This window comes from Paracoccus haematequi (assembly GCF_900631945.1).
In the GTDB taxonomy this organism is placed as follows: Bacteria; Pseudomonadota; Alphaproteobacteria; order Rhodobacterales; family Rhodobacteraceae; genus Paracoccus; species Paracoccus haematequi_A.
Map to the genome: position 1 here is coordinate 1 of NZ_UZWE01000014.1, position 26,508 is coordinate 26,508.

At 68.9% G+C, this 26,508-nt stretch carries 25 protein-coding genes; 11 read left to right on the forward strand and 14 right to left on the reverse strand.

Annotated elements, in window-relative coordinates; genetic code table 11:
* Nucleotides 1–99 precede the first annotated feature (99 nt).
* The 3 genes from PARHAE_RS00590 (at nucleotide 100) to PARHAE_RS00600 (ending at nucleotide 1,765) form a co-directional block, all read left to right on the forward strand.
* Nucleotides 100–729: an SCO family protein gene (locus PARHAE_RS00590; RefSeq protein WP_126152667.1), complete on the forward strand. Its 630-nt coding sequence runs from the start codon at nucleotides 100–102 to the stop codon at nucleotides 727–729.
* A gap of 67 nt (nucleotides 730–796) precedes the next feature.
* Nucleotides 797–1,357 (forward strand): ActR/PrrA/RegA family redox response regulator transcription factor, encoded by a 561-nt coding sequence (locus PARHAE_RS00595; protein WP_126152668.1) that lies wholly within the window; start codon nucleotides 797–799, stop codon nucleotides 1,355–1,357.
* A gap of 96 nt (nucleotides 1,358–1,453) precedes the next feature.
* Nucleotides 1,454–1,765 (forward strand): H-NS histone family protein, encoded by a 312-nt coding sequence (locus tag PARHAE_RS00600; protein WP_126152669.1) that lies wholly within the window; start codon nucleotides 1,454–1,456, stop codon nucleotides 1,763–1,765.
* A gap of 42 nt (nucleotides 1,766–1,807) precedes the next feature.
* On the opposite strand, the gene PARHAE_RS00605 is transcribed toward PARHAE_RS00600, so the two are convergent.
* From PARHAE_RS00605 to PARHAE_RS00615, 3 genes are read right to left on the reverse strand one after another with little or no spacing between them, the layout of a single operon-like run.
* Nucleotides 1,808–2,416: an HD domain-containing protein gene (locus PARHAE_RS00605; protein ID WP_126152670.1), complete on the reverse strand. Its 609-nt coding sequence runs from the start codon at nucleotides 2,414–2,416 to the stop codon at nucleotides 1,808–1,810.
* A 6-nt stretch (nucleotides 2,417–2,422) separates the two neighbouring features.
* The gene (gene secB, locus PARHAE_RS00610; protein WP_126152671.1) at nucleotides 2,423–2,938 is read right to left on the reverse strand and encodes a protein-export chaperone SecB; all 516 of its coding nucleotides are present in this window, start codon (nucleotides 2,936–2,938) and stop codon (nucleotides 2,423–2,425) included.
* 57 nt (nucleotides 2,939–2,995) lie between these two features.
* Entirely contained in the window at nucleotides 2,996–3,532 is a 537-nt protein-coding gene (locus tag PARHAE_RS00615) for an FxsA family protein (protein WP_126152672.1), read from the reverse strand.
* Between the two features lie 106 nt (nucleotides 3,533–3,638).
* On the opposite strand from PARHAE_RS00615, the gene PARHAE_RS00620 reads away from it, so the two are divergent.
* Both PARHAE_RS00620 and PARHAE_RS00625 read left to right on the forward strand, forming a co-directional pair.
* The gene (locus tag PARHAE_RS00620; protein WP_126152673.1) at nucleotides 3,639–4,295 is read left to right on the forward strand and encodes a Tim44/TimA family putative adaptor protein; all 657 of its coding nucleotides are present in this window, start codon (nucleotides 3,639–3,641) and stop codon (nucleotides 4,293–4,295) included.
* A complete protein-coding gene (locus PARHAE_RS00625) occupies nucleotides 4,295–4,888 on the forward strand; it encodes a Smr/MutS family protein (protein ID WP_126152674.1) in 594 nt (197 codons plus the stop codon). The genes PARHAE_RS00620 and PARHAE_RS00625 overlap by 1 nt, the downstream gene beginning before the upstream one ends.
* Here the strand turns inward: PARHAE_RS00625 and PARHAE_RS00630 are convergent.
* The 10 genes from PARHAE_RS00630 to tsaE form a co-directional block, all read right to left on the reverse strand.
* Nucleotides 4,885–5,952, reverse strand: a complete 1,068-nt coding sequence (locus tag PARHAE_RS00630; protein WP_241232614.1) for an alpha/beta hydrolase — start codon at nucleotides 5,950–5,952, stop codon at nucleotides 4,885–4,887. The two genes, PARHAE_RS00625 and PARHAE_RS00630, sit on opposite strands and share 4 nt — an antisense overlap.
* Nucleotides 5,953–6,022: 70 nt before the next feature.
* Nucleotides 6,023–6,199 (reverse strand): PLD nuclease N-terminal domain-containing protein, encoded by a 177-nt coding sequence (locus PARHAE_RS00635; protein WP_126152675.1) that lies wholly within the window; start codon nucleotides 6,197–6,199, stop codon nucleotides 6,023–6,025.
* A gap of 56 nt (nucleotides 6,200–6,255) precedes the next feature.
* The gene (gene hslU, locus PARHAE_RS00640) at nucleotides 6,256–7,563 is read right to left on the reverse strand and encodes an ATP-dependent protease ATPase subunit HslU (protein WP_126152676.1); all 1,308 of its coding nucleotides are present in this window, start codon (nucleotides 7,561–7,563) and stop codon (nucleotides 6,256–6,258) included.
* 88 nt (nucleotides 7,564–7,651) lie between these two features.
* Nucleotides 7,652–8,179 (reverse strand): GNAT family N-acetyltransferase, encoded by a 528-nt coding sequence (locus tag PARHAE_RS00645; protein ID WP_126152677.1) that lies wholly within the window; start codon nucleotides 8,177–8,179, stop codon nucleotides 7,652–7,654.
* Nucleotides 8,169–8,726, reverse strand: a complete 558-nt coding sequence (gene hslV, locus PARHAE_RS00650) for an ATP-dependent protease subunit HslV (protein ID WP_126152678.1) — start codon at nucleotides 8,724–8,726, stop codon at nucleotides 8,169–8,171. The genes PARHAE_RS00645 and hslV overlap by 11 nt, the downstream gene beginning before the upstream one ends.
* Before the next feature lie 168 nt (nucleotides 8,727–8,894).
* Nucleotides 8,895–9,215 (reverse strand): thioredoxin, encoded by a 321-nt coding sequence (gene trxA, locus PARHAE_RS00655; RefSeq protein WP_126152679.1) that lies wholly within the window; start codon nucleotides 9,213–9,215, stop codon nucleotides 8,895–8,897.
* A gap of 53 nt (nucleotides 9,216–9,268) precedes the next feature.
* Nucleotides 9,269–12,646 carry a double-strand break repair helicase AddA gene (gene addA / locus PARHAE_RS00660; protein WP_126152680.1) on the reverse strand — a complete coding sequence of 1,126 codons (3,378 nt, stop codon included), beginning with the start codon at nucleotides 12,644–12,646 and terminating at the stop codon, nucleotides 9,269–9,271.
* Nucleotides 12,633–15,593: a double-strand break repair protein AddB gene (gene addB, locus PARHAE_RS00665; protein WP_126152681.1), complete on the reverse strand. Its 2,961-nt coding sequence runs from the start codon at nucleotides 15,591–15,593 to the stop codon at nucleotides 12,633–12,635. Before addB ends, addA begins: the two co-directional genes overlap by 14 nt.
* On the reverse strand, nucleotides 15,586–16,254 hold the full coding sequence (locus PARHAE_RS00670; protein ID WP_241232615.1) for a nucleotidyltransferase family protein: 669 nt from the start codon (nucleotides 16,252–16,254) through the stop codon (nucleotides 15,586–15,588). Before PARHAE_RS00670 ends, addB begins: the two co-directional genes overlap by 8 nt.
* Complete coding sequence (gene tsaE / locus PARHAE_RS00675; protein WP_126152682.1) at nucleotides 16,242–17,639, reverse strand: tRNA (adenosine(37)-N6)-threonylcarbamoyltransferase complex ATPase subunit type 1 TsaE; 1,398 nt, start codon at nucleotides 17,637–17,639, stop codon at nucleotides 16,242–16,244. The genes PARHAE_RS00670 and tsaE overlap by 13 nt, the downstream gene beginning before the upstream one ends.
* A 108-nt stretch (nucleotides 17,640–17,747) precedes the next feature.
* On the opposite strand from tsaE, the gene PARHAE_RS00680 reads away from it, so the two are divergent.
* The 4 genes from PARHAE_RS00680 (at nucleotide 17,748) to PARHAE_RS00695 (ending at nucleotide 21,859) form a co-directional block, all read left to right on the forward strand.
* Nucleotides 17,748–18,350: a COG3650 family protein gene (locus tag PARHAE_RS00680; protein WP_126152683.1), complete on the forward strand. Its 603-nt coding sequence runs from the start codon at nucleotides 17,748–17,750 to the stop codon at nucleotides 18,348–18,350.
* Between the two features lie 313 nt (nucleotides 18,351–18,663).
* Entirely contained in the window at nucleotides 18,664–19,122 is a 459-nt protein-coding gene (locus PARHAE_RS00685; RefSeq protein ID WP_080620214.1) for a (2Fe-2S)-binding protein, read from the forward strand.
* Nucleotides 19,123–19,124: 2 nt separating this feature from the next.
* On the forward strand, nucleotides 19,125–21,266 hold the full coding sequence (locus PARHAE_RS00690; protein WP_126152684.1) for a xanthine dehydrogenase family protein molybdopterin-binding subunit: 2,142 nt from the start codon (nucleotides 19,125–19,127) through the stop codon (nucleotides 21,264–21,266).
* The gene (locus PARHAE_RS00695; RefSeq protein WP_126152685.1) at nucleotides 21,263–21,859 is read left to right on the forward strand and encodes an Isoquinoline 1-oxidoreductase subunit; all 597 of its coding nucleotides are present in this window, start codon (nucleotides 21,263–21,265) and stop codon (nucleotides 21,857–21,859) included. The genes PARHAE_RS00690 and PARHAE_RS00695 overlap by 4 nt, the downstream gene beginning before the upstream one ends.
* 220 nt (nucleotides 21,860–22,079) lie before the next feature.
* On the opposite strand, the gene PARHAE_RS00700 is transcribed toward PARHAE_RS00695, so the two are convergent.
* Nucleotides 22,080–23,303 carry a glycosyltransferase gene (locus PARHAE_RS00700; RefSeq protein WP_126152686.1) on the reverse strand — a complete coding sequence of 408 codons (1,224 nt, stop codon included), beginning with the start codon at nucleotides 23,301–23,303 and terminating at the stop codon, nucleotides 22,080–22,082.
* Nucleotides 23,304–23,672: 369 nt separating this feature from the next.
* Between PARHAE_RS00700 and PARHAE_RS00705 the strand changes: the two genes are divergently transcribed.
* Together PARHAE_RS00705 and PARHAE_RS00710 are read left to right on the forward strand one after the other, a co-directional pair.
* Entirely contained in the window at nucleotides 23,673–25,226 is a 1,554-nt protein-coding gene (locus PARHAE_RS00705) for a B12-binding domain-containing radical SAM protein (RefSeq protein WP_126152687.1), read from the forward strand.
* Nucleotides 25,226–26,503 carry a nitric oxide synthase oxygenase gene (locus PARHAE_RS00710; protein WP_126152688.1) on the forward strand — a complete coding sequence of 426 codons (1,278 nt, stop codon included), beginning with the start codon at nucleotides 25,226–25,228 and terminating at the stop codon, nucleotides 26,501–26,503. Before PARHAE_RS00705 ends, PARHAE_RS00710 begins: the two co-directional genes overlap by 1 nt.
* The last annotated feature ends 5 nt before the right edge of the window (nucleotides 26,504–26,508 follow it).

Here is a 26,508-nt window from a genome sequence, read left to right on the forward strand (position 1 = left end):
GGGCATGGGGTCCAGGGGGGTGCGGCGTTGCGGACCTTGATACGCGCGGCGGGATGGGCGATCAATGCGCCGCTTCGGGCGCAATGAAGGAGTTAGATCATGGCCGACCGCAAGATCCTGCTGATCGGTTGCGTTGCAGCCCTTGCCCTGCTGGGCGCGGGCGGCGCCTGGCTGGCAAGCCGCGACGGCGGTGACCGCTTTGCCCAATGCAATGCCGGGGCGGTGGCGGGCGGCATGGACAGTTTCGGCACCGACTTCACCCTGACCCGCCAGGACGGGCAGCGCGTCACGGCGGAACAGGTTTTCACCAAACCGTCGCTGCTGTATTTCGGCTATACCTTCTGCCCCGATGTCTGCCCCCTGGACAGCGCGCGGAATGCCGAGGCCGCGGCCTTGCTGGCCGAACAGGGCAAGGACGTGCAGACGGTCTTCATCACCGTCGATCCGCGCCGCGACACGCCCGAGGTGGTGGCCGATTTCACCAGCCTGTTTTCCGACGACATGATCGGCCTGACCGGATCCGAGGATGAAATCGCCGCCGTCAACAAGGGCTGGCGGAATTACTACAAGGCCAATGACGAGGAGGACCAGGAATATTACCTGGTCGATCACATGACCAATACCTATCTGGTTCTGCCCGGAAACCAGACCGTCGCCTTCTTCCCCCGCGACACCTCGCCCGAGGCGATGGCCGAGCGCGTCGGCTGCTTCGTGGATGCCCTTGGCTGAGAAGTGATTGCCCCCGACCCGTCCTTGCGGCAGTGTTGCTGATCACGCAAGGTCGGTTAGGCATCTTATGGAAGACGATACCCTGTCCCGGACGAATCCCGGTTCCGATCCATCACTGCTGCTGGTGGACGACGATGAAATCTTCGTGACGCGGCTGGCCCGCGCGATGGAAAAGCGCGGCTTTGCCACGCGAACAGCCCTGAGTGTTGCGGACGCCCTGAAGATGATCCACCAGGCGCCGCCCGCCTATGCCGTGGTCGATCTGCGGCTGGAGGACGGCAACGGGCTGGACGTGGTCGAGGCGCTGCGCGAGCTGCGGGCCGACGCGCGCATCATCGTGCTGACCGGATACGGGGCCATCGCGACCGCCGTGGCGGCGGTGAAAATGGGCGCGACGGATTATCTGGCAAAGCCCGCCGATGCGAATGACGTAACGTCTGCGTTACTGTCCAGCGGCGAATCCCTGCCGCCGCCGCCCGATAACCCGATGTCCGCCGATCGGGTCAGATGGGAACATATCCAGCGGGTTTACGAGCAATGCGACCACAATGTCAGCGAAACCGCGCGGCGTTTGCATATGCATCGGCGCACCCTTCAGCGTATTCTTGCCAAACGCGGACCCCGTTAACAAACGCGGACCCCGTTAAAGATATTAAGCCGTCTTGTAATTGAAAGGGACTTGTATCAAATTGCGAATTAGCAATTCAATACGGGTGTAGACGAAATGAACTTTGACTTGGACAAGATGACGCTTAAGGAACTGCGTGATCTTCGGGGGAAACTGGACCGCGCGATTAACTCTTATGAAGATCGGAAACGCCGCGAAGCCCTGGCGGCGGTCGAAGAAGCGGCGCGCGAGCATGGTTTCAACCTGTCCGACCTGACCGGCGCAAAACCCCGGCGGTCGGGCACGGTCGCCCCGAAATACGCAAATCCCAGCGATCCGACGATGACCTGGACCGGCCGTGGCCGCAAACCCCGCTGGGTCCAGGAAAGCCTGGATGGCGGCAAGCAACTGGACGACCTGCTGATCTGAATGCCTTTTCGTCAAGGCCGCCCGCCTTGCGGACGGCCTGGATCAGGCGGGATTGTCTGCCGTTTCCATCAGTGTGTGAAAGCGATCCAGAAACGCCGCCCGCGCCTGCGCCGGGGGGCGCAATTGGATATGCAGGACAGACATAATGGCGTCGTTTTGCAGGGGAAACAGGCGCCGGGCCTCGGCTTCGCTGAAACCGGCGATTTGAACGGCCTCCAGCCGGGCTGAAATCCGGTCGGCGGCCTTGATTTTCGTCTTGATTGCCGAGGGCAGGGCCGCTGGCAGGCCGAAACGGCGGTGAATGGCGGCGGCAAGGCGTTCGTCCATTTGCCCGTATTCGGCGCCAAGCGCCGCCTTGACCGGGGAAATCATGTCGCCGATCACATATTCGGGGGCGTCATGCAAAAGCGCGGCCAGTTTCCAGCGGGTTTCGATCCCCGGATTCAGGCGCCCCAGAATATCTTCCACCAGCAGCGAATGTTCGGCGACCGAATAGGGCCAGTCGCCCTGCGTCTGGCCGTTCCAGCGGGCAACGAAGGCCAGCCCGTGGGCGATGTCGGTGATCTCGATGTCCAGCGGCGTCGGATCCAGCAGATCCAGACGCCGGCCCGACAGCATCCGCTGCCAGGCGCGGCGCGGTCGGGCGGCCATGGCCCGTCAGGACAGCCGCTGATCCGCCGGAGCGCCCGCCTGCTGGGACTGGGCGCGGCGCGCCAGTTCCTGGCGGTACAGCGCCACGAAATCGACCGGGTCCATATTGAAGGGCGGGAAGCCGCCGTCGCGCGTCACGTCCGAAATGATCCGCCGCACGAAGGGGAACAGCAACCGCGGGCATTCGATCATCAGGAACGGGTGCATCTGGTCTTCCGGCACGCCCTCGATCAGGAACACCCCGCCGTAATCCAGCTCGGCCAGGAACAGGGTCGAGTTGTCGCCCTTGTTGGTCGAGGTGACGCGGAACTTCGAGATCACCTCGTATTGGTTGTCGCCCGCGCGCTTGCGGGCGTCCAGGCTGACCTGGACGGTGATCTCGGGCTGGACCTCGCCCTGCGGCGCGCCCTTGGTCGCCACCGCGTTTTCAAAGGACAGGTCGCGGATATATTGCGCCAGGATCTGCATCCGCACTTGCGGGGCTGCGGGCGCCGCGCCGTTCGGGTTGGTTTCGTCGGCCATGGGTCTTTCCTTGAAGGATCGCTGTCGACGGCTTTCTATCAGGCGCGGGTCATGGCCTCAATGCCGCGTCCAGCCGGAATTGCCGCGCGGCGCGGGGCGGCCGTCATCGTCGGCCAGATCCTCGGGCAGGTCCACGGGGGGACGGCTGCGGGCGGGCGGCACGTCCTCGACCACGTAATCCGCGTCGATCACGCCGTCGGCATAGGGCGGGCGATGGGTCTCGCGCCGGGTCATGTGGACGGTCGTGACCCGCATCCGCCGCGAGGCCTGGCGCATGATCAGGTCGCGCACCGGCGGGATCAGCAGCAGCAGCCCGACGATGTCGGTGAAAAAGCCCGGCACGATCAGCAGGAGGCCCGCCAGGATCCGCATCATCCCATGGGCCAGCGGCCGGGCCGGGTCGCGCAATTCCGCCAGGCTGCGCTGTGCCTGCGCCCAGGCCTGGTTGCCCTGGCTGCGGATCACCGCCACGCCCAGCACGAAGGCCAGCACCACCAGGGCCAGCGTCGCCCAGACCCCGATCAGCCCGCCGACCTGGATGAACAGCGCGATCTCGACGATGGGCAGCAAGATGAACAGCCACAACAACCACATGCGGATTCCCCTTCCGGGCCGGGGATAACTGGACTTGCCCCGCCCTGATCCCTACATAATGGCGCAGATCGCAGATACCAGCCAAGACGGATATGAGGCCAATCGCATGAATAACCCGCTGTTGCAGTTGCTTGTCCTGGCAGGGATCGCGATTTTCCTGATCCTGCGGCTGCGCAATGTCCTGGGAACGCGCGGCGGGTACGAGCCTCCTCAGGTCGATGCCCCCGAAGCCCCGCGCCCCCGCTTCGACGTGATCGAGGGCACCGCGACCGAGGAGGATCATGACATCCTGGACCACGCCCCGGCGGGCAGCGCCACCGCCCGCGCCTTGGCCGCGATGAAGGCGGCCGAGCCGTCCTTCGGCGTGACGGATTTCCTGAACGGCGCGAAATCTGCCTATGAGATGATCCTGATGGCCTTCGAACGCGGCGACCTGTCCGAGGTGCGGGCGTTCCTGGCCGAGCCTGTGGCCGAGGCGTTCCAGTCGGTCATCGACGCGCGCGCCGCCAACGGCCAGACGGTGACCGCCCAGTATGTCGGCACGCGCGAAACCGCCCTGGCCGGGGCGGAATACGACCGCGACACCGGCATGGCCGAGATTTCGGTCCGCTTCGTCGGCGAACTGATCGCCTCGACCCGCGACGCCGACGGCAACGTCATCGAGGGCGATCCCAAGGCGCCGCGCAAGCAGCGCGACACTTGGACCTTTGCCCGCCGCATGGGCCAGGACGATCCGAACTGGCAATTGGTCGCGACCGGCTGATGGCCCGGCGCCGGGGCCTGACCCCCGAGGACCGAGAACTGTGGTCGCGCGTCGCCCGCAGCGCCGTGCCGCTGCATCCCGAACGGCCCCGGCCCGCCGCAGAGTCCGACATCCGCCCGGCCCCCAAACCCCCCGCGCCGCCGCCGCGCGCGCCCCTGGCCGATTTCAGCATCGGTCAGGCCGCCCAGTCGCGTCCTGCCGCGTCCCTTACGCAGGTTCATTCGCCCGCGCAGCGGCTGTCGCAGCAGCCCCTGCGCATGGATCACAAGGTCCATCGCCGCATGGCCCAGGGCAAGATCGCCCCCGAGGCGCGGCTGGATCTGCATGGCCTGACCCTAGCCGCCGCCCATCCCCAACTGATCGGCTTCATCCTGTCCAGCCATGCCCAGGGGCGGCGGCTGGTGCTGGTCATCACCGGTAAGGGGCGCGGCGATCACGGCCCGCTGCCGACCCGCCCCGGCGCGCTGCGCCATCAGGTGCCGCATTGGCTGCACATGCCGCCGCTGGCGCCGGTGGTCCAGCAGGTGACGGCCGCGCATTACCGGCACGGGGGCGAGGGGGCCTATTACGTCTATCTGCGCCGGGGCGGCTAGAAGGCGGGCGACAGCACCACTTGGACCGCCTGTTCGACCCGGCTGACCGCGCCGCCGATCAGGTCGGGGCCGGACCCGCCCCGGTCGGGCAGGATCCGGTCCAGGTCGCGGGTTTGCGCCAGGATGCTTTGCAGGGCCGGGGAATCGGCCACGTTGAAATGCCCATAGCCGGTGTTGAAGGCGCCGGTATCCACCACGACGACATTCAGGTCGGCCACCGGACGCGCGTCGGGGATATTGCCCAGCCGCAGCGGCTCGTCCGAGATCAGCGCCGACAGTTGTAAAGCCCGGTCGCGGGGCGAGGTCATGATGATGAAGGGGTCCGGCAGGAGCCCGATGGCGCGGACCTGGGACCGGAACAGCCGCAGATCCAGGTCGGGCGAGATCAGGATCACCGAATCGATCTGGTCAAGAAGGTCGCGCCGCCCCGACAGCGCCATCTGGCGCAACCCCTCCATCAGCAGCTGCCCGCCCATGGAATGCGCCATCAGCACGATCCGCCCCCGGCCCCGCGCCTGCGCCAGCAGATCGATCACCTGGACCAGCCCGTCGCGCGAATACAGCGCCGCGTCCCGGTCCCCCGAATAGGCATAGGGCTTCATCCGCGACGGCCAGGAAAAATGCGCGTGGATCCCCGGCAGTTGCAGGTCGTGCGCCAATTGGGCGGTGCGATAGACCCCCTCGGCGAAGCTGTAGTTATAGCCATGCACGAACAGGATGATGTCGCGGTCGTCCGGGGCATGGCGGGCCAGGTCGCGTTCGATGGCGCGGCGGAATGCCGTGGCATCGGCCAGGCGGCCGCCGCCGCTGATCAGGAACTGGCTGTCGGGGTCGCCGTCGGGCCGGGGATAGGCCAGATTGCCCGGCCCCCGGTCCACGGGAACCGACACGTCGAGGCGCGAATACCAGGGCTGCGGCATGTGTTCGCCCGACAGGCCGCGTTGCGAGGCGACCCAGATCGTTTCCGCGATGGGCGGCTGGAACCCCTGAGGCGCCATCACCAGGGCACCGCGCGGCGCGCAGGCCGCCAAGACCAGGACGAAGGACAAAAGAAGATGCCGCACACGCCACCTCTACGGAAACGGTTGCGGCAAACCTGTCAGAGAAATGCGTGCTGGGCCAGTCCCCAAGCGCCTAGCCGTAATTGGCCTTCGGCCCCATGAAGTACCAGATGATCAGCCCGACCACCGGCAGAATGGCGATCAGCGCGATCCACAGGATCTTGGTGCCCAGACTGACATTCGTGTTGATGACCGAGGCGATGGCCCAGACATCCAGCACGAAGATGATGATTCCGAAGACGTAACCCATATCGCCCTGTCCCGTTGTTCCGCTTCGCTAACCCTAGACCGGGGCGGGCGGTTCCGTCAAAGGACGTAACGCGACAGATCCGTGGACCGCGCCAGGTCGCCCAGGTGGCGTTCGACATAGGCCGCGTCGACCTGGACCGTCTCGCCGCCCTTGTCGGGGGCGCTGAAGGACAGTTCCTCGAACACGCGCTCGATCACGGTGTACAGCCTGCGGGCGCCGATGTTTTCCACCGCCGCGTTCACCTCGGCGGCGATGCGGGCCAGCGCCGCGATGCCGTCGTCGGCAAAGCCCACGGTGACGCCCTCGGTCGCCATCAGGGCGGTATACTGGCGGGTCAGGGCGTTGTCGGTCTCGGTCAGGATGCGGATGAAATCGTCCTCGGTCAGGGCGCGCAGTTCGACGCGGATCGGCAAACGGCCCTGCAATTCCGGCAGCAGGTCGCTGGGCTTGGCCACATGGAAGGCGCCGCTGGCGATGAACAGGATATGGTCGGTTTTCACCGGGCCGTATTTGGTGCTGACGGTCGTGCCCTCGATCAGCGGCAGCAGGTCGCGCTGCACGCCCTCGCGGCTGACGTCGCCGCCCCGCGCATCGGCCCGCGCGCAGACCTTGTCGATCTCGTCGATGAAGACGATGCCGTTCTGCTGCACGGCGTCCAGGGCGGCGGCCTTGACGGCGTCGTCTTCCAGCAGCTTGTCGGCTTCCTCGGCGATCAGCAGGTCATAGCTTTCCGACACGGTGACCTTGCGCCGGACGCGCCGCCCGCCGAAGGCCTTCATCAGCCCCGACAGATCCATCATGCCGCCCAGGCTGGCACCGGGCTGGCCGGGAATCTCCATCGCGCCCAGCGGGTTCGAGGTGTCCTGCACTTCAAGTTCGATCACGGTGTCGTCCAGTTCGCCGCGCTTCAGCTTGTCGCGGAACATCTGCCGGGTGCCCTCGCGCGCGTCCTTGCCTGCCAGGGCCTCGATCACGCGATCCTCGGCGGACTTGTGGGCGCGGGCCTTGACCGCCTCGCGCATCCGTTCGCGGGTGTCGATCATGGCGGCGTCGGTCAGGTCGCGGATGATCTGTTCCACGTCGCGGCCGACATAGCCCACCTCGGTGAACTTGGTCGCCTCGACCTTGATGAAGGGGGCGTTGGCAAGCTTGGCCAGGCGGCGGCTGATTTCCGTCTTGCCGACGCCGGTCGGGCCGATCATCAGGATGTTCTTGGGATAGACCTCGTCGCGCAGGTCGTCGCCCAGTTGCTTGCGGCGCCAGCGGTTGCGCAGCGCCACGGCCACGGCGCGCTTGGCGTCCTTCTGGCCGATGATGAAGCGATCCAGTTCGGATACGATCTCGCGCGGGGTCAGGTCGGTCATGGGTCTGCCTTTGTGGTCTGTCCGGCAGATATAGGTTCAGGCCGGAAATTTGAAGGGCGGCGGAACAGCGCGGCGGCCGACGGGCGGGTCAGGACGCCGGATCCGCCTCGTGCCGCATCAGCAGGCAGCCGCCGGTGCGGCCAAGGAACTCCGGGATCGGCCGGAACCCCGCCTTTTCATAGGCCCGCACCGCCCGCAGGTTGGCGGCATCGGGGTCGATCAGGATCGTCCGGTGCCCCTCGGCCCGCAGCAGGGCGACGAACCCCGCCAGCGCGCCAGAGCCGATGCCGCGCGACAGCAGGTCCGCCGGGCCGATGGACAGATCGACCCCCACGGCATCGTCGGGCAGGTCCATCACCCAGGGCGCCTCCGTGATCCAGGGGTCCACCCGCGCATCCGCGATGCGCCAGACCTGGACATAGCCCACGGGCCGGCCGTCCAGCCGGAACAAGAAGGGCCGCGTGCTGTCGCGGCCCTCGATCATGTCGCGGATAAAGCCAAGCTCGGTTTCGGCGTCGTCCCGCCACCAGTCGCGCCAATGCGGCTGCGCCAGCCAAGCCGCCAGCAGTGGCAGGTCGGCGGTGGTGACCGGCGTGAAGGAGATGTCAGCCGCCAATGACCTCGACCGTCAGGTTGCCGTTGGTATAGACGCAGATATCCGCCGCGATGGCCATCGCCTTGCGGGCCACGGCCTCTGCGTCGCCGCCGCCTTCCAGCAGCCCGCGCGCGGCGGCCAGGGCGAAGTTGCCGCCCGATCCGATGGCGGCCACGTCATGTTCGGGTTCCAGAACGTCGCCCGCGCCGGTCACGACATACAGTTCGCGCCCGTCGGTGACGATCAGCATGGCTTCGAGATTGCGCAGGTATTTGTCCATGCGCCAGTCCTTGGCCAGGTCGACGCAGGCGCGCTGCAACTGGCCCGGCGCGGCTTCCAGCTTCTTTTCCAGCCGTTCCAGCAGGGTAAAGGCATCCGCAGTCGATCCGGCGAAGCCCACCACCACGTCGCGCCCGCCGGGGCTGAGGCGGCGAACCTTGCGGGCGGTGCCCTTCATCACCGTGGGGCCGACGCTGACCTGTCCGTCGCCCGCGACCACCACCTTGCCGCCGCGCCGCACCGCCAGGATCGTGGTGCCGTGCCAGCCGGGGAATCTGTCATCTGCCATCGGGATCTTCCTTACCGTTCGGCTTGCAGATATGGCCGCGCCCCCGGCTTCGCAAGCCATCGCCCCTTCGCCCGGTGCCGAGAGGATGCCGACGACCGGCGGTCGGCAGCCATGAAAAAGGGCGGCCGGCCCGTGCAAGGCCGCCGCCCCTTCACCGGCAGGGACAGGTCAGATCGATTCGTCGATCCAGCTTTTCAGCGCGGCCTTGGGGGCGGCGCCCATGCGGTTCGACACGACCTCTCCGCCCTTGAACAGGAACAGGGCCGGGATGCCGCGGACGCCCAGGGCGGCGGCCTGTTCGGGGTTTTCATCGACGTTGATCTTCACGATCTTCACGCGGCCCGCATATTCGGCGGACAGTTCTTCCAGGGCCGGGCCGATCTGCTTGCAGGGGCCGCACCATTCCGCCCAGAAATCCACCACGACCGGGGTGTCGGACTGACGGACTTCGCTGTCGAACTGGTTGTCGTTGACATGCACGGTGGCCATGCTTTCGCTCCTTCATGGGTGCCGGCGGGAATGCGGCAAGGCAGGTTCTACAGCTAGGAAGCCATGGCGCGCCGGTCAAGGGCGGCCATGACCTGATCCAGGACCGGGTCGGGGATCGGCATCAGGCTGCGGGCGGCGGTCCACAGCACCGCGATCCGCACCGGCCGTCCGGGCCAGATCATCCGCAGCGCGGCGCGATAGGCGGCCATCTGGCGCAGGATGCCTTCGGGCGTGTCCTCGGGGCGACCGGGGACGACGGCGTTCGATTTATAGTCCACCGCCAGGATCCGGTCGTCGGTGACGATCAGCCGGTCGATGGCGCCATGGATCATGCCCAGGCCCGGCAGCGGCGCGGTCAGCGCGACCTCGGACAGGATCTGCGCGCCGGGACCGGGCGCCATGATCCCGGCCAGGTTGGGGGCGGTGATGACCGCCGCCGCCTCGGCCAGCAGTTCCGCCAGCTCGGCCGCGTCGGGCAGCCCGCCATCGGCCCCTGCCAGCAGGGCGCGGGCGCGTTGCGGCCAATCGGCGGGCGGCAGGTGCGGCAGGCGCTCCAGCAGAAGATGCAGGCGGGTGCCGCGCAGCATGGCCGCCGTCGGATCGCCGTCCCCGTCCGGGCCGCCGATCACCTTGGCCCCGCCCAGGGCGGTGGCGGCCATTGCCCGCTGGCGCGGCGGCGGCGGCGGGGCGGGCCGGTCGGACCAGTCGGGGCGGCGCATCTGCGGCGGGGTCGCGCGCGCCAGGCTGACCGGCAGATCGGGCCAGTCGCCGAAGGACAGGCGCTGCGCGGTGCCGATGCCCTCGATCTGGATGTCGGCGCGGGGCAGGGCGCAGCGTTCGGCGCCGGTGGCGATCATCGAATGCCAAGACTCCAGCCCGGATCCGCAATCGCCCGCCGCTGCCACGATCAGCCAGCTTTCCGCCCGCGTCATCGCCACATACAGAAGCCGCCGCCGTTCCTGTTCCTGACGCAGTTCAAGATCGGTGACGGCGTCCGCCACCGGGTCGGGCCGATCGGCGGCGCTGCCGCGCCAGGCGGGCCGGTCGTCCAGGCGGATCAGCGGCTGGCCGCGCCCGGCCCGGCGCTTGCGGGTTTCCGGCAGGATCACCACCGGGCTTTCCAGCCCCTTCGATCCATGGACCGTCATCACCCGGATCAGCCCGCCGCCGCCGCCCGGCAACTGCCGCTTGACCTGCACGTCGTCGCGGCCCAGCCAGACCAGGAACCCCGTCAACGAGGGCGTTTCCACCGCGTCATAGGCCAGGGCCTGCGACAGCAATTCGTCGATGCCGTCCTCGGCCTCGGGGCCAAGGCGGGCAAGCAGGGCGGCGCGGCCGCCGTGGCGCACCAGCAGGCGCGAGATCAGTTCATAGGGCCGCAACTGGTCGGCCTTGGACATCAGGTCGTTCAGCACCTCGTAGGCCGGGCGATGCGGCGACGCGCGCAGCCGTTGCCACAGGAATTCCCGGCCGCGCCCCGCCGCCAGGCGATACAGGTCGTCCTCGGTCAGCCCGAACAGGGGGGACCGCAGGATCGCGGCCAGGCACAGGTCGTCCTCGGGGGTCGAGACCACCGACAGCGTGGCGGTGATGTCGCGCACCGCCAGTTCGGCGGCCAGCTTCAGCCGGTCGGCGCCCGCCACGGGCAGGCCCGCTGCCTTCAATTCGCGGATCAGGTCGTCGAACAGCCCGGCCCGGCGCTGCACCAGGATCTGGATGTCGCCCGGCCCGATGGCGCGGATCTGGCCGGTCTTGGCGTCGGTGATGGGCGTGCCGATGATGGCCCCGACCTCGCGCGCCACCGCACGGGCCAGTTGCGTGTCGGCGGCGTTTTCGGCGGGGGCGTCCACCGGCGTCGTCCAGTCGCCGCGGTCGGGCTTGTCGGGTTCCGGCAGCGGCGGCCAGATGTCCACGCGGCCGGGCAGCCCGTCCCGGAAGGCGATGTGGCGGGGCGGGTCGCCCAACCCTTCGGCCGCGTCGCCCTGGAACACCGTATCCACCAGCGACAGGATCGCCGGGGATGACCGGAACGAATGGGCCAGCCCGCGCTGCTGCATGGGCTGGGCCACGGCCTCGAAATCCTGGCGAAAGCGGTCGCGCATCGATTCGAAGACCGCGATGTCGGCGCCCTGGAAGGAATAGATCGACTGCTTCGGATCGCCCACCACGAACAGGGTGCGCGGCCGGTCATGCGCGCCCTGACCGCTTGTGAATTCGTCGGTCAGCCGCCGGATCACCCGCCACTGTTCGGGGCTGGTGTCCTGCGCCTCGTCCACCAGGATGTGGTCGATGCCGCCGTCCAGCCGCCACAGAACCCATTGCGCCATGCTGGATTCCTCCAGCAGTTCGGCGGTGCGGCGGATCAGGTCGTCGAAATCCAGCCAGCCCTGCGCGGATTTTTCCACCGCCACCAGCCGGGTGAACCTGTGCGCGAAGCGGTGCAGGGCCAGGGTCTTCTGCGCCAGCGTCAGGCCCAGGGCCAAGGGGCGCGCATCGGCCACGCGGGCCATCAGCGCGTCCAGATCGGCCATGAAGGGGGCGCAGGCGCCCTGGCGCAGCGCCTTGGTCGGGATATCGCCGATCTTGGGACCGAAGGGGGACTTGGCGGTCGCGCCGAACAGCAGGCATTTGCACAGCAGATGCAGGTCGGCCAGGCCCGGTTCGCGCCAGTTGCCCTGGGCAAGCTGTTCGGCCAGCTTGCTGTCCTTGGCGCCGCTGCGCGACAGGATCGGGATCAGCGCGCCCAGCAGGTCGCCCTCGGCCCCGTCGAAGGCGCGGGCCAGCAGCGCCGCCTGATCCAGCCCCGGCGGCAGGCCGAAGGACCGCCAGATCGACGCGGGATCGGGATCGCGGGCGAAATCGGCCTCGGACAGGCCGGACAGGAATCCGTCCAGGTCGTTGCCCGAGACAAGCGAGGTCAGGTCGCGGATCGCCGGATCGCCGTCGGCGGCCATCCGGTCCAGGATCTGCGCGCGCAGCACGCGGGCCGAGCGGTCGTCCAGTTCCCGGAACCCCATCGGCACGCCCGCCTCCAGCGGGAAGCGGCGCAGCAGGGCCGCGCAGAAGCTGTGGATGGTCTGGACCTTCAGCCCGCCCGGCGTCTCGATGGCGCGGGCGAACAGGCGGCGCGCTTCGGCCAGGTCGGGCTCGCGGTCCTCGCCCAGTTCGGCCAGTTCGCGGCGCAGATCGTCCTCGGGCAGCATCGCCCATTGGCCCAGGCGGCGCAGAAGACGGTTCTGCATCTCGGTCGCGGCGGCCTTGGTATAGGTCAGGCACAGGATGCGTTCGGGCGCCGTCCCCGCCAGCAGCAGCCGCGCCACCCGGTCGGTCAGCACGCGGGTCTTGCCCGACCCGGCATTGGCCGTCAGCCAGGTAGAGCGCAGCGGATCGGCCGCGGCGATCTGGTTCAGGCTGGCCTCATTCATGCCCATTCCCCTGTTCGACCCCGACCTTTTCCACATGCGGCGCATCGGCCAGCGACCATTCGCCGAACCGCGCCAGATGATCGTAATCGCCCGCATAGCTGGTCTGTTCGGGCGCCCGCATCGAGGTGAAGCCCGTGTCCCCCGCCAGATAGGCCGCGATCAGCCGCACGAAGCCTTCCCAGTTCTCGTCCTCCAGGTCGGGGGAATGTTCGCGGATCTGGGTCTCGCCCTCTCCTCCCAGCTGGATATAGCGGATGCCCGCGACATCGACCGGGCCAATCGCGTCGAAGCCGCCGCGCCGGGCCATCGCGGCTTCCAGGATCAACTGCTTGTCGAAAGCCGCGATCTGCTTGTCGGTGGGCGGCTTGCCGGATTTGTAGTCATAGATCATCACCCGCCCGTCATGCAGCAGGTCGATCCGGTCGGGCTTGGCGGTCAGGATGAAGTCCATCCCCCCCAGGGCCACCTTGCCGCGCGTTTCGACGATCACCGGGCGACCCTCGGCCAGGCGGACCAGTTCGTCGGCGACGATCCGGTCGGCGATCCGCTCCATCCGCGCGGCCCAGAAGGCGCGGGCGGCGGGCCAGGGCACGTCGCGTTCCAGGATCGCGGCGGTCAGGGCCAGGAACCGGGCCTTCAGCGCCGCGTGGGTCATGCCGGGATCCGGCCTGGTGCCCAGCCAGGCCTCGACGATGGAATGCAGCGTCTGGCCGCGCAGGGCGGCATCGGGTTCGGGACGCAGCGCGGGAAGCGGGCGCAGGCCCAGGACGCGCTTGGCATAGACCGCATAGGGGTCGCGGATCAGCAGCGACACATCCGTCACCGGCAGGTCGCGGAAGGGCGGCGCGGGCGGGATCGGCGCGGGCCGGGGGCAGGGCGGCAGCGCGCGCGCGGGCCGGGACACCGCCGCGGCCAGGGCCAGCCAGGCATCGCCCCGCGCCCGCATCGCCGCAAGCGCCTGCGGCCCGCTGCGTTCGGGCAGCCCGCCCATCAGGTTGGTCAGCCGGTTCAGCCAGCGCGAGGGGATCGTTTCCGCCTCGGCATCGCGGCGGGCGCGGGTCAGGATCACCTGGTCCAGGCCCATCGCCTGCTGGAAGTCATGCGCGGCCAGACCGATCTGGCGTTCCGGCAGCGGCAGCCCGGCGGCCAGCCGCATCTGCCGCGACAGCCAGGGATCGGGCGTCAGTTGCTGGGGCCAGCCGCCTTCGTTCAGGCCCGACAGGATCACCAGGCCGTGGCCGACGATCCGCGCCTCTCGCGGGCCGCGGATATGCAGGTAATGGGCGTCGCCGTCGATCCGCACGGATTGCTGGTGCAGTTCGTCCAGCAGCAGGGCGCAGAAATCCTGCGCGCCCAGATCCGGGCCTTGGGCCGCGTGTTCCGCCAGATGATCCATGGTCGATCGCAGCAGCGCGCCCTCTCGCTCCTGCCACAGCCGGGATGCGGCGGCATCGCCGCCCGGTCCTGCGGCAAGCGCGTCGGCCAGGCGGATCAGGTCGCGCAGCCGGTCGGGCAGGGGACGGGGCGCGCGGTCCTGGGCCAGCGGCGTGATCCGGTCCAGCATGTCGGCCAGCCATTCCGCCCAGGTCTTGCGCAGCGCGTCGCCCCTGGAGGCCCAGTTGCGCAGGCATTCGCCGTCCGGGAAGGCCGGGCCGTTGCGGCGCAGTTCCAGTTCCAGGTCGCGGGCCAGCAGCCGCGCCTCGTTCGCGCCCACCAGGGGCGATCCGGTCAGGGCCAGCGGATGCTTCAGCAGCACCAGCAGGCGGTCGATGCTCAGCGTCTCGCCGAACAGGGCGGCGATCTGGCGCAGGAACAACCCGTGCCCGGTCAGCGACAGGGGCTGGCCCGCGCTTTCGTCCGGGCACAGCCGCCAGCGGTCCAGGGCGGCGCTGACCCGCCGGATCAGGTTGCCGTCCGCCGCGATCAGCGTGGCGGGGGCGTGGCGTTCGGCGGCGTCGCGCAGGATCAGGGCGATCACCTCGGCCTCTTGCCCCGGCTGCTCGGTCTCGATCAGGGTCAGCCCCTCGGTCGGCGCGATCAGGTCGGGCAGGCGCGGGCCTTCGGCGATCCACTGGTCGGTGACGGGCGCGGGGCGCAGCGCCAGCGATACCAGCCGGTTGCGCGCGGGCACCGGCGGCGGGGTGGCGGTCCAGCGGGCCGGGCGGCCCAGGGCGCGGATCAGGGGCGCGAAACGAGCCTGGGGATGATCCTCGGACGCGTGGTCCAAACCGTCCCAGACCGATTGGGGCTGGTCGAAATCGAAGCCCGGCAGCACCACCGCGCCCTCGGGCAGGCTGGCCACCGCCTGCATGAACAGCCGCGTGGCGCCGTGCGATCCGGTCGATCCGGCGACGATCACCGGCCCGTCGGGCAGGCCCACGCCCCGCGACCAGTCGTGCAGCAGGGTTTCCGCCGCCAGCCTCTGGCGCGCGGCCCGGTCCATCGGCGGGCCGGCCAGGTGGAACCGCGCGGCGATGCGCAGGAAGACCAGGGCGTTCTGCCAGTGCCGGGCGTGATCGCCGGTGTCGATGCCTTCCAGCGCGTCGGGGGCCAGGCCCTCGGACTGCATTTCCTGCATCAGATCGGCCAGCGACCGGGCAAGCGCCGCGATGGAATGGCCCGATGCCAGATCCGGCCGCGTCCTCAGCAGCCCCGCCACCAGCCGGGCCAGTTGCAGCCGCCGGGCCAGGGGCGCGGCCTCGGGCTGGTCCAGCAGCGAAGGGATGTCCAGGTTCGTGACCGGCAGAAGGCGCGGCAGCAGCAGCGGGCCGCGCAGGTCGAAGGCGCATTTCAGTTCCGCAAGCGTGCGCGCGGCATTGGCATAGATGGTGACGCGGGCCATCGCCTCGGGCGGCTGTCCGGCCATGCGGTCCAGGAAGCCCGTCACGAATTCATGGGCGAAATCGACGCCCGGCGGCAGGGCGAAAAGGCCGCGGAAGGCAGGCTCACGCATCCAGCATCGCCTCGGCCAGGGGGATCGCCTGGGGATAGCCCACGTCGCACCAGCCGCCGGGATGGGCGATGCCGAAGGCCCGGCCCTCGGCGATCAGCAGATCCCACAGCCGGTTCAGCGAAAAGGCGGCATCGGGGATCCGGGCCAGCCGGTCGGGGCGGATGATCTGCGCGCCGCCATAGACGAAATCGCCCCGGCGGCTGATCCGGCCCGCCGCATCCAGGCTGAAATCGCCGGCCCCCTGCCGCCCGGTGGCCCGGTCCAGCGGCACCAGCATCAGCAGCGCCTCCATCTCGTCGCGCCAGGCGGCGTTCAGGGCGGCCAGCGGGTTCGGCCCGGTCCAGACCACATCGGGGTTCAGCGTCATCACCGGGCCTTGTCCCAGCAGAGGCAGCGCCTGGCGCAGACCGCCGCCGGTGTCCAGGATCGTGCCCGGTTCGTCGCTGATCGCCACGTCGCGATCCGCCAGATGCGCGGCGATCTGGTCCCCCAGGTAATGCGTGTTCACGACCACCGGCCCTGCCCCGGCGTCTCGGCCCAGATCCAGCGCCCGGTCCAGCAGGGTGCGGCCCGCCACCGGGATCAGCGGCTTGGGCAGGCTGTCGGTCAGCGGCCGCATCCGCGTGCCAAGCCCGGCGGCAAAGATCATCAGCGGGCGCATCGGGCGCGGATCCTTTCGATGACGGCGGCGTCCGGGGCGGGCAGTGCGGCGACCGCCCGCGCCAGGGGCGCAAGCGCGGGATGGGCCAGGTTGCGCTGCACATGGCCCCAGACGCGCGGCATGAAATCCAGATAGCGCGGCTTGCCGTCGCGGATGCACAGCCGGGTGAAGATTCCCAGGATCCGCAGGTTCCGCTGCGCCCCCAGCAGCGCATAGGCGGCGCGGAAGCGGTCCGGGTCCAGCCCGGACGCGGCCAGATAGCGGCTGACGCAGGCGGCCTCGATGCCGGGGTCCACGTCGCGCCGCGCGTCTTGCAGCGCCGAAACCAGATCATAGGCGGGATGGCAGGACACCGCGTCCTGATAGTCGATCAGGCCCAGCGGCGCCTCGCCCCGCCAGATCAGGTTCTCGGCATGGAAGTCGCGCAGGGCCAGCACCGGGGGAATGTCGGCGGCAAGGTCGGCATGAAGCCGGTCGATCAGGGGGGCGATGTCGTGGCCGCCCGTCGCGCCCGCCGCCTGGGGATACCACTCGGCGAACAGGCCCGCCTGGTCGGCCAGGGCCGGCCCGTCCAGGGCGGCCACGAAATCCGGCACCGGATGGCGGTGCAGATCGACCAGCAGATCCGCGATCCGATCATAGATCGCGGGCGCCAGCGCCGGGTCGCGTTCCAGCACGCGGGCCACCAGATCGTCGCCCAGATCCTGGACCAGCAGCAGCCCGGCCGGATCCTGCGCCAGGATCGCGGGCGCGCCGAAGCCGTGGCCGCGCAGCCAGCCGGTCATCGCCACGAAGGGCGTGCAGGCGCCCGAGGGATCGTCCATCAGCACCGCGCGGCCCTGCGCCGCCTCCAGCCGGAAATAGAGCCTGGCCGAGGCGTCGCCCGCCAGCGGCAGGATCCGCGCATCCCCCCATCCCGCCTGCGCCACGAACCCCGCGCGGGCGGCAATGCGGGCGGCGTCCGGGGCGATCAGGGTGATGTCGCGCAGATCCGGGTCATCCTGGGCGGCGATGCTGATGGTGATCGCGCCGTCCGGCAGGCGTTCCAGCCGGTCGGGCCATTCGATCAGGCAGATGGCCTCTGTCAGCGCCTCGTCCAGGCCCAGTTCGGCCAGTTCGGACGGATCGGTCAGGCGATACAGGTCGGCGTGCCAGATCTCGGTGCCCAGGGGGTCGTCATAGGTCTGGACCAGCGTGAAGGTCGGGCTGGGCACGTCTTCGGCCGCGTCACCCTGGCGGGCGCGGATGAAGGCGCGGGCGAAATGGGTCTTGCCCGCCCCCACCGGCCCGTCCAGCAGGATCGTGTCGCCGGGCCGCGCCGTGGCGGCCAGCGTCCGCGCCAGGGCGGCGGTCAGGTCTTGGTCTGCGGTCAGGCGCGTCGTCATGGGGCCGTTCTAGCCGCTTCGGCGGGCGGGGGGAACCATCCGTGAACGGACCCCGGTGGCCTTTGGCGCCGAACCGGCTAGACTGCGCCGGACAGAACGGAGGCCCCGATGTTGCGCACAACCCTTGCCCTGACCCTTGCCCTGGCCGGTCCCGCCGCCGCGACGCAGGAATACATCCTGCCCACCCTGTTCGACGTGGCGGGCGTCGCCACGGGGGATGTCCTGAACATCCGGGCCGAACCGAACGCCCAGGCGACGATCATCGGCACCCTGGCCCCCGACGCCCGACGGATCGAGGTTGTCGAGGAACGGCGCGGCTGGGGCCGGGTCAACACGGCCGAGGCGTCGGGCTGGGTTTCCATGCGCTATCTGGCCTATCGCACCGATGTCTGGCAGCCGGGCGCGCTGCCCGCCGGTTTCCGCTGCCTGGGGACAGAGCCGTTCTGGGACGCGAGGCCGGAAGCGGGCGACCTGGTCCTGCGCAGCCCCGAGGATCAGGCGGGCGACCGCCGCCCCGTTCAGACCGTGCTGGATACGGGCATCTTCCGCGATCCCGCGCGGGTGGTCGTGGCACGGGACGTGACGCTGTTTGCCCAGCCGCAGATCTGTTCGGACGGCATGTCGGACCGGCTGTTCGGCCTGTCCGCGACGATCGTGCTGCATGGCGACCAGCCCAGGCTGCTGTCGGGCTGCTGCACGATCCAGCCCTGACAGGCCCGCCCTGTCATGGTTGCGGAGCGTGGCGGGGATGACGGCCCTTGTTCTGGTCGCCGCAAGGCGCTTCGCAGGCTGTTCGCGTCCGATCCCCTGTCGGCGGGCAGGTGGCGCGGTGCGGGACATCCGTCCAGAAGCGCCGGGACGGCAGAGATGTCGGCCTTGTTGCCATCGTGTCGATCTTTGGGCCGTGTCGTCAGCCTGTCCGATCGCAGCCCGCCGGTCGGCGGATGGGCGCGGCAGCCCGGTTTTTTCTTGACCTGGCCCGCAGCCGGTCCATCATTCCCGGACCCAGCGAATGAGGCCAGGGATGACGCGACTTCGTGTGAATGGCCGGGATCACGATCTGGACGTGGATCCCGAAACGCCGCTGCTGTGGGTCCTGCGCGACGAACTGCGCCTGACCGGCACCAAGTTCGGCTGCGGCATCGCGCAATGCGGCGCCTGCACGGTGATGCTGGACGGAATGCCCCGGCGGTCCTGCGTGACCCCCATCGGCATGATCGAGGGCAGCGAGGTCACCACCATCGAGGGCATGGAAGGCCCCGAGGTCGCCGCCGTGCAGGCGGCCTGGACGGCCATCGACGTGCCGCAATGCGGCTGGTGCCAGTCCGGGCAGGTCATGTCGGCGACCGCCCTGCTGCAACAGATCCCGCAGCCCAGCGACGAGGACATCGACAACGCGATGGCGGGAAATATCTGCCGCTGCGCCACCTATGTGCGGATCCGGCAGGCCATCCACGACGCCGCCCGGACGCTGGAGGGCTGACCATGTCCATTCCGACGACGCGCCGGGGATTTCTGGCAGGCGGGACCGGGCTGCTTCTGGCTGTGACGCTGCCGGTCGGGCGGGGTCGGGCGCAGATGACCGTGGCCGGGCCATTCGCGCCCAATGCCTTTGTCCGCATCGGGACCGACGATCTGGTCACGGTGATGATCAAGCACCTTGAGATGGGGCAGGGGCCCTATACCGGCCTTGCGACCCTGGTGGCCGAGGAACTGGACGCCGACTGGTCGCAGATGCGGGCCGAAGGCGCGCCCGCCGACGACAGGCTGTATGCGAACCTCGCCTTCGGGGCGCAGGGGACCGGGGGGTCCACCGCCATCGCCAACAGCTTCATGCAGATGCGCAAGGCCGGCGCCGCCGCCCGCGCCATGCTGGTCGCCGCAGCGGCCGAGGAATGGGGCGTCCCCGCCTCCGAGATCACCGTCAAGGCGGGGGTCGTCGCGCATGAGGCCTCGGGCCGGTCGTCCGGCTTCGGCGCGCTGTCGACCGCCGCCGCCCGCCAGCCGGTGCCCGAGGATCCGCCGGTCAAGGCCCCCGCCGATTTCGTGCTGATCGGCACCGACCGGCCCAAGCTGGACAGCGCGTCGAAATCCACCGGCACCGCGCAGTTCACCATGGATGTCTATCGCGACGGGATGCTGACCGTGGTGGTGGCGCATCCGCCCCGGTTCGGCGCGACCCTGGCCCGCGTGGACGACAGCGCCGCCCTGGCGGTGAAAGGGGTCGAGATGGTGCGGACCGTGCCCTCGGGCGTGGCGGTCTATGCGACTAACACCTATGCCGCGATGAAGGGCCGCGACGCGCTGATCCTGGAATGGGACGACAGCAAGGCGGAAACGCGCAGCTCCACCCAGATGTTCGCAGCCTTCGCCGAGGCCGCCGCCCAGGGTGGCGAGACGGTCGAGGAAGAGGGCGACCTGTCAGCCATCGACGGCGCGGCCAGGGTGCTGACGGCCGAATACCGTTTCCCCTATCTGGCCCATGCGCCGATGGAACCCCTGGATGCGGTGATCGAGACCAAGGGCGGCAAGGCCGAGCTGTGGTTCGGCAGCCAGTTCCCGTCCTTTGACAAGCCCACCATCGCGGGCGCCCTGGGCATCGCGCCCGAGGACGTGACGATCAACGTGCTGATGGCGGGCGGATCCTTCGGTCGGCGGGCGCAGGGCTCGGCCCATCTTGCGGCCGAAGCCGGTGCAATCGCCAAGGCCGCCGGGCGAGACGGCGCCTTCAAGCTGGTCTGGACCCGAGAGGACGACGTGAAGGGCGGCTATTACCGCCCGATGACCGTCCACCGCCTGCGCGCCGGCCTGGATGCGGACGGTGCCATCGTCGCCTGGGAAAACGTCGTTGCCAACCAGTCGATCATGGCGGGTACGCCGATGGAGGCGATGCTGAAGGGCGGCCCGGACAACAGCTCGTTCGAAGGCTCCACCGGCCTGCCCTACCGCCTGGGCGCGCGGCGCATCGGTTGGGCGCGGATGGAAAGCCCGGTCAGTGTGCTGTGGTGGCGGTCCGTGGGGCACACCCACACCGCCTATGCGGTCGAGACCTTCCTGGACGAGGTTCTGGAGGCCGCCGGAAAGGATCCCGTGCAGGGCCGCCTGGACCTGCTGCCGCCCGAGGCCGCGCGCGAACGCGCCGCGATCGCCGAGGCCGCCCGCATGGCCGATTGGCAGGGACCGCGCCGCGACGGCAAGGGCTATGGCATCGCTTACGCGAAAAGCTTCGGCACCTATGTCGCCGAGGTGGTCGAGGTCGAGGATCGCGGCGGCACCCCGCGCGTCACCCGCGTCTGGTGCGCCGTCGATTGCGGCATCGCCGTCAATCCCAACGTGATCCGCGCGCAGATGGAGGGCGGCATCGGCTATGCGCTGTCCGCCGCGCGGCACAGCCGCATCACCCTGGCGCCGGGCGGGACGGTCGAGCAATCCAACTTCCACGACTATCCGATGCTGCGGATCGCAGAGATGCCGGCGGTCGAGGTCTCGATCATCCGCAGCGCCGCGGATCCGACCGGCGTCGGCGAACCGGGCGTGCCGCCGCTGGCCCCGGCGATGGCCAATGCCTGGCGCGCCTTGAACGGCGCCCGGCAATACCAGCTTCCTTTCGGCGGAGCGATTTCATGAGATCAGTCACGGCCGTTCTTGTCCCGGCGCTGTTCTGCGCCGCGCCGCTTTGGGCGCAGGACGACCTGCAAACCCCCGACGCCTTCGATGCCATCGCCGACAAGGCCGAAAGGTCCGCCGCCCTGTTTCAGGAAATGGGCAAGGTGCTGACCCATCCGCGCTGCCTGAACTGCCACCCGGTCACCGGCGGGCCGACGCAGGGCGACGACATGCATCCCCACGATCCGCCCGTGGTGCGCGGAGAGGCCGATTTCGGCGCGCCGGGGATGACCTGCAACACCTGCCACGGGGCCGAGAATGTGACCCTGACCGGCGGCCAGGGCAGCATTCCGGGGCACGAACCCTGGTCGCTGGCCCCGGTCAGCATGGGCTGGGTCGGCCTGTCCCTGGGCGAGATCTGCCAGCAGATCAAGGATCCCGAACGCAACGGCGGCAAGACGCTGGAAGAGCTTCACGAACACAACGCCCATGACGGCCTGGTCGGCTGGGGCTGGCACCCCGGCGTGGGCCGCGAGCCCGCCCCCGGCAGCCAGGAAATCTTCGGCCAGCTGACGCGGGCCTGGATCGACACCGGAGCCGCCTGTCCAGGATGACGGTCACCCCGTGACCGCCGCCGCGACGCGCAATCCCCTATCCATGTCGCGGAACTGGCGCTGTTCCTGTTCATCGTCGGCCCGGATTGCAGCCCGCGCGCCTGGCGGCCCTGGTCTGGCTGGATCGGGCTGGCTGTCGGATCCCCCGCTTCGTCCTGACCTCGACCGCGATCGTCATCATGGCCTCGTTCCGGGACGGGAAGGCGCGGGCGGCAGGGTCTCAGGCTGGCCGATTGCCCGATGCCTGAAGGAAGCGGGCCAGGCGCCGTGCCTCGGTCCACATGTCGTGATCGCGGGAGGCGCGGATTTGCCCTTGTCGGGCCATGGTCAGCGCGGGCAGCGGCATGGTCAGGCAGTCCCGCATCGCCCGCGCCAGCTGCCGTTCATCCCCGGCCTCGACCAGCCGCCCGGTGACATTGTCCTCGACCAGTTCGGGGATGCCAGCAATGTTGGTGGCGATCACCGGCAGGCCGGACGCCATCGCCTCCATGAGGACGACCGGCAGCCCCTCGGCGAACGAGGGCAGGACGAACAGGTCGGCCTCGGCCATCCGGGCGGCGACCTGCTGCTGGTTCTGGGCGCCGGTAAAGGCGATCCTGCCGCCCAGCCCCAGGCCTGAGGCCATCGCCTCAAGCCCGGCGCGGTCGGGGCCGTCGCCGACGATGGTCAGGACGGCATCGGGACAGTCGCGGGCGATCCGGCCGAACGCCCCGATCAGGACGGATACCCCCTTGACCGGCACCAGGCGGCCGACGAACAAGAGGCGTCGCAGGGGCGGCGTCCGGTCGGCCCGGCGATAGGCGGCGGGGTCGATCCCGCAGCGAACGATCTGCAACTTGGGCCAGTCCCGGCTGTCGCATCGCTGCCGGGCCTGGTCGCGGCAGAACGCGCTGATGCAGGCGACGAAATCCGCCGATGCGATTTTGGCGGCCATCTGCCGCGACGGGCCTTCCAGGAAATCGTCCGGGCCGTGCAGGGTGAAGCTGAACGGAATCCCCGCCAGAACCGAGGCATAGAGGCTGACCGAGGCCGAGGCCATGCCAAGCTGGTTGTGGATCCGCGTGGCGCCGGATCGGTCCAGAAACCGCGCCAGCACCATCGCCTCGATCAGATAGGCCACTTGCCGGGTATGGCCGCCGATCCCCGTCGCGCCGCTGTGTCGCAACATGCCTGCGGCCCGCGCCAGTCGCCGGGGCCTGCGGATTGCCCGACCCACGGCGGCCAGCAGGGTCAGCGGCCTGCAAGCGGCGGCCAGCAGATAGAAGGTGGTCCCCGCCGCCGTCCGTTCATCAGGGCCGATCAGATGGGCGGGTTGGGGCCGGTTGACCGAACAGGTCGTCACCCGCAGCCCCATGGCGCGCAGGGCGGCGACCTCGCGCAGAATGAAGGTATGCGACACGGCGGGATAAAGGCCCGTCAGATAAACGATGTGATCCGAAGGCAAACCTTATCCCCAGGCCGAAGCGGCGCGATTATCACATGACGGCCGTGTTTTTATTCAATGCCGCCGTTTTTCCAAAGCTGATTTTTGCTGGTTGGTAAATGCGGGTCAGCCGCTGATTTGGTCGGATTTGTCTAGTCAAAACCGTTGTGAGGTTGAGGTCTATAATCACGCCACAACCAAAGCGGAATTAAAAATTGGTTAATTTTTAAGGAACTGTCCAAATCGACAGGTTTTCGGCGAAAGGACTGCCGATAAAGATCGCGTGATTTCCCTGTCGGCGGCCGCATGGCGATCCGGGGACAATAAGAGAAGCATGTTCTGCCGAATATCCGGGCTGTCGTTTTGTTGAGTTTTTTGGAGTGACATGTTATGAATCAGAATATCCGCATTCCGCGCAGCCTGTCGCCGGCCCGGCCCTATGAAGGCAGGGCCGCACCGGATTTCGGCACGACTGTCCGGCATCATGTCCTGCTTGTGGACCTGAACAACTTTTCGACCTTTCCGACCCTTGCCATCGGGCTGCTGATCGCCGCGCTTCGCAACACGGGGCAGACGGTCGAACTGCTGTCGCCGCTGGCCCATGACGTGCCCGCCGCCGCCCGCGAGCGGCAGGAAAACGTCTTCGATCATCTGCGCCGCCGGATCAGCCTGACGGACATGCCGCAGGCCTATGCCCTGCGCGACCTGTTGCGAAAGGCTTACCGCGCCCGGCACGAACGTCCGCATCCGACCGTCCTGAAGCAGGCGGCGCGCGCCATTGCCCGGCGGCCGGACGTGATCCTGATTTCGGCCTATCTGCAACATATGACGACGATCCGCGCCCTGGCCGCGCTGGCCAGAGAGGCCGGCATTCCGGTGATCGTCGGCGGGCCGATGTTCAACCTGACCCATGTCGCCCAGGAATGGCGCCAGGTTCCGGGCATCTCGATGCTGTTCGGGGGCGAGGCCGACCTGGTGCTGCCCGACCTGCTGCGGACCTTCCTGGCCAAGGGGGACGTGCTGCAATATCCCGGCGTGACGCTGGCGGATGGCCGCAGCTCGTCCGTCGCGCCTCCTCTGCGGCCGCTGGACGCCACGCCGATCCCGGATTTCACCGATTTTCCCTGGGACCGCTATCCGGTGCGCATCGTGCCCCTGATGACGGGGCGCGGCTGCCAGTGGGACCGCTGCCTGTTCTGTTCGGACGTGATCTCGGCCTCGGGCCGCAAGTTCCGCACCCGCAGCATCGACAGCGTGCTGCTGGAGATGCAGGAACAGGCGCGGCGCCACAACACCGCCAGCTTCCTGTTCCTGGACCTGAAGCTGAATTCCTGGCCCGACATGATCCGGGGCATCGCGGGCCGGATCCAGCATTATGTCCAGGGGGCCGAATGGGTCGGCACCGTCCATGTCGATCAGCGCGACGACAACGGACTGTCGCGCCGCGACCTGATGGCCGCCGTGGACGGAGGAATGCGCCGGGTGTCCCTCGGCCTGGAAACGGGCAGCCAGGCCTTGCTGGACCGGATGCGGAAAGGCAGCAGCGTCGAACGCAATTCGCAGTTCATCCACGACGCCCATGCCGCAGGCCTGTCGATCCGCTGCACCATGTTCAAGGGCTTCCCCGGCGAGACGGCGCAGGACATGGAGGCGACGGAACGGTTCCTGGAAACCCATGGGCACATGCTGGACCGGGTGCGCTTCAACAATTTCAGCCTGTACACCGACACGCCCGTCTGGCGCGACATGGTGGGCACTGCGGAAAGCGGCGCCGAACTGGCGCTGACCACCAGCGATCACGCCCGCGCCCAGTTCGGCTATCGGCGGCTGCGGCCGTTCGGGCGGGATTACCGCCGGTCCAAGGCGCGGGTGCTGTCCATCGTCCACCAGATCAACCGGCGCCCTCTGCGCGATTCGGCACGGCAGTTCGACGGGCTGATGTGATGGCCCTGTTTCGAGGACGCTGGCAGCGTGCCGATGCGCTGCACGGAAGCCCCTTGCAGCGACGGCTGCGGCGCCTGTCGGCCCTGGAAAGGAGAGAGGAGGCGCGCGCCTTCCTGAACGCCTTCCACGATGCCACGGGGGCGGGAAAGGCCGCCCGGCAGGCCCGCTGGTCCGCGGTCCGGCGAGAGCTTGCCCGGACCGGCCATTACGAACACACCCCCGACGAGCTGGCCTATGGCGCGCGCCTGGCCTGGCGCAACAACGGGCGCTGCATCGGCCGGCTGCTGTGGGAAAGCCTGGATGTCGTGGACTGCCGCCACCTGACGGATCCCGCGCAGATCGCCCAGCGGGTCTTTGCCCATCTGGACGAGGCGCATGGCGACGGGCGCATTCGATCGATCATCTCGGTCTTCGCGCCGGTCCGGGGGACGGACCTGCCGGCTTGGATCGAAAGCCCCCAGGCGATCCAGTACGCGGCCCATGTCCAGGCCGACGGGCGTGTGACCGGCGACCGGCAGAACCAGGAAATGACGCGCATCGCCATGTCGCTGGGCTGGCGGCCGCCACTGGTGCCGGGGGCGTTCGATCCCCTGCCGCTGATGATCCGGGACCGGGACGACCGGCGGCACATCGTCGACCTGCCGCCGTCCTGCATCCGCGAGGTGCCGATCACCCATCCGGGCTTTCCCGCTGTCGCCGAATTGGGCCTGCGGTGGTATTCGGTTCCGCTGGTCACCGGCCATATCATGACCATCGGCGGGATCGACTATCCCTGCGCGCCGTTCAACGGCTTCTACATGGGGACCGAGATCGCATCGCGCGATTTCGCAGACAGGAAACGCTATGACGTTCTGGGCGATCTGGCCCAGGCCGTCGGGATCGTGCCCGATCACCGGGCCGATCCGCTGTGGAAGGACCGGGCGCTGACCGAATTGAACGCGGCGGTCCTGCATTCCTATCGCCAGGCCGGGGTCACGATGCTGGACCATCACAGCGCCTCGGACCAGTTCATGACGTTTCACCGGCGCGAACAGGCGGCGGGGCGCTGCGTCGCGGCCGACTGGCGCTGGATCGTGCCGCCCCAGGCCACGGCGGCCTGCGATGTCTTCCACCTGAAGATGCGGAATTTCCACCCGGTTCCGAACTTTTATCGCGACCGGGGCGACGAGGGGCTGCGGATGATGCCCTGGTACGGCGACCGGCATCGCCGCCGCAGCCTTGTCTGGCTGGACCGCTTTCACCGCCGCTGGAAAATCTGGAAGCGGATGGCGGGTTAAGGCCC